This is a genomic window from Okeania sp. SIO2B9 (assembly GCF_010672505.1).
GTDB lineage: Bacteria > Cyanobacteriota > Cyanobacteriia > Cyanobacteriales > Microcoleaceae > Okeania > Okeania hirsuta.
In genome coordinates this window covers 1-2681 of record NZ_JAAHGK010001079.1, presented here as the reverse complement: position 1 = coordinate 2681, position 2681 = coordinate 1, and the positions used below count along the sequence as shown (strand labels likewise).

The 2681-nt window shown below is 41.2% G+C and carries 4 protein-coding genes; all 4 read left to right on the top strand.

What is annotated here, in order from left to right:
- The coding region (locus F6K13_RS27465; protein ID WP_287289054.1) for a hypothetical protein at window positions 1-184 on the top strand (184 nt) is incomplete at its 5' end.
- Window positions 178-495 (top strand): class I SAM-dependent methyltransferase, encoded by a 318-nt coding sequence (locus tag F6K13_RS27460; RefSeq protein WP_287289056.1) that lies wholly within the window; start codon window positions 178-180, stop codon window positions 493-495. The genes F6K13_RS27465 and F6K13_RS27460, both read left to right, overlap by 7 nt.
- Before the next feature lie 17 nt (window positions 496-512).
- Window positions 513-785 (top strand): hypothetical protein, encoded by a 273-nt coding sequence (locus F6K13_RS27455; RefSeq protein ID WP_240041606.1) that lies wholly within the window; start codon window positions 513-515, stop codon window positions 783-785.
- A gap of 285 nt (window positions 786-1070) precedes the next feature.
- Window positions 1071-2660: a flavin monoamine oxidase family protein gene (locus tag F6K13_RS27450; RefSeq protein WP_124154934.1), complete on the top strand. Its 1590-nt coding sequence runs from the start codon at window positions 1071-1073 to the stop codon at window positions 2658-2660.
- Window positions 2661-2681: the final 21 nt, after the last annotated feature.

The following is a 2681-nucleotide window of genomic DNA, read 5'->3' as shown; positions in this document are numbered from 1 at the left end:
GGACCGAATCGTGCAGGTGGGCGGCCACCCGGGCCCGTTCGTCGGCCCGGACCCGTTCCTGGCGCTCGGCGTCGAAGTCGTGGCCGATTCTGACGATGGAGGGGGCGACGACCAGCGTGATACCGCCACCAACAGAATGCTGAGAAGACTAACTTTCCAGATGAATCATTTGATTTGGTGGTAAGTCATATTTTGCTACATGAAATACCTGTGCCAGCAATTCGGAATGTTTTCCGTGAAAGTTATCGTTTATTAGCTCCAGGTGGAATAATGATACATCAAGATGCGCGTTTGTTTCGTCATCTAGATTTATATACTGCGTTCATCTATGATGAAGAAACAACTAATAATAATGAACCTTTCTGGAGTGCCATGCGGGATTTAGATTTAGTAGCTGTAGCAAGGGAAGCAGGTTTTTCGAGAGATAGTCTGATTAACACATTGCTGGAACAAAGTAATGGAATGCAGTCATTCATTATTGTTGGTAGTAAATGATAAAAAGATAAAAAAAGATGATTCCTAAACAAGCAAAAGGTAAGCGACCAGTTTATTTGGATAATACAGATAACGATAAATTACTGGCAATAATAATGGCATTAGCAGGAGAGGTATCAGTATTGCGGGAACGCTTAGACACCATTGAAAAGTTATTAGTAGCTAAAAGTATTATTTTCTCTGAAGACATTGAAAATTATCAACCAGATGCACAAGTAAATGAGGAACGGGAGCAATGGCGAACTGATTATATTACTAGAATACTGAGAGTTATAGATAATCTCAAATAAAAATGTAGTAGTGCTAAGGCAGCAACTTCTTCTTATTTCTTCCCTCCTGACTCGGTCTACCTGAATTATCAAAATAATATGGGTCTAAAACCCCGCCTTTTAAGGCGTAATATTTTTGGAGCGGGGATTTGAGCCCCGTTACAAAAATCACTTCTGACTTCTGACTTCTGACTTCTGACTTCGTTAACCTCCTGGGATGAGTTATAAGTCGCAATGACTTGGGTATAGTAATTATCCTGATTTGATATAATTTACAACATCAAATCCGATTAGCGGAATCAATTAATGAAACGACGGACACTATTTAATTTATTAAGTCGAGCTGGTGGAACGACTGCCGTTCTGATTGCTCTCCATGCCATGGGTTGGAGATTAACCCATGCTCAAACAACTAATCGACCAAGACTTGGAGGCGAAACAGGTGCTGGAATTAAAGTCATCATTTTGGGAGCGGGAATTGCAGGTATGACCGCTGCCTACGAGTTGACAAAAGCTGGATATGAATGTATTTTGTTAGAAGCTCGAAATCGTGCAGGTGGTCGCTGTTGGACTTTGCGCCATAACGATGTAATTAATGAGATTCATCAGCAAGGACAACGCTCAGAAAAATGCCCATTTGACAATGACAATTCTCTCTATTTCAACCCAGGACCAGCTCGTATACCTTACCACCACAAAAATATTTTGAGTTATTGTCAAGAGTTTGGAGTGCCACTAGAGGTGATCGTTAATGAAAATCGGGCAGCCTACTTTCAGGATGATCAAGCTTTCGGTGGTTCTCCTGTGAACAGCCGACGTGTCATAAGTGACAGCAGAGGCTACATTGCTGAATTACTAACTAAAGCTATTGGTATTAATGGATTAGATCGGGATGTATCCCCAGAAGAACAAGAGCGTCTGTTAGAGTTTGTTAAACAATTTGGTGATTTAAATTCAAAGGGGGAATATGTCGGTTCTAGTAGAGCAGGATATGAAACTCCCCCTGGTGCTGGAATAAACACTGGTAGAAAACATGAGCCTTTGCCATTATCTGAATTATTAGATTCTCGGTTCTGGCAATACAAAATGCATTTCGGTGAAGGTTATTGGCAAGCAGCTACGATGCTGCAACCAGTGGGTGGAATGGATGCCATAGCTAAAGCTTTTGAGCAGCAGGTGGGTAGACTTATTCGCTATAATGCTGAAGTAACTAAAATTCGGCAGCATTCTGATGGGGTACAGGTGATATATCGCGATCGCCAAAGCAATCAATATCAGTCTGTTGATGGTAAATTCGCAATTTGTACCATACCCTTATCTGTACTGAAAAATATTAAGGCCGATTTTTCCGTAGAACATCAAGCTGCGATTACAGTAGGAGCATCCTCCTATAGCCACGCTATTAAAGTAGGATTTCAGAGTAGGCGTCGATTTTGGGAAGAAGACTACAATATCTACGGTGGTATTTCATGGACAGAGGGAGACATTACTCAAATTTGGTACCCCTCAACAGGTTTTCATAATTCTCAAGGTATTATTGTTGGTGCTTACATCTGGAGTAATGAGATTTCAAAACGCTGGGAAGCTATGACATCTAAACAGCGACTATCCTTAGCTATTTTAGAAGGGGAAAAGATTCACCCAGGGTATAATCAGGAAGTATCCGTAGCAAATGGCTGCACGGTAGCTTGGGGAAAAGTACCCTACAGCGAGGGAGCTTTGATCAGGTGGGAGCAAGATAGCAGGAAAAAAGCCTATTTAGTTCTAAATCAACCTGACGGAAATGTATATTTTGCCGGAGACCATATGAGTTATTTAACCGGATGGCAGGAAGGGGCTATTTTGTCAGCTCATAAAATTGTTAATGAGATTACTACTAGAGTACAAAATTCTTAATTTATAGGAGAAAGAGTGAAA

What these genes read in the sequence shown, in the direction of transcription:
- F6K13_RS27455 (WP_240041606.1), top strand. Translation starts at nt 513, where the DNA reads ATGATTCCTAAACAAGCAAAAGGTAAGCGACCAGTTTATTTGGATAAT.
- F6K13_RS27450 (WP_124154934.1), top strand. Translation starts at nt 1,071, where the DNA reads ATGAAACGACGGACACTATTTAATTTATTAAGTCGAGCTGGTGGAACG.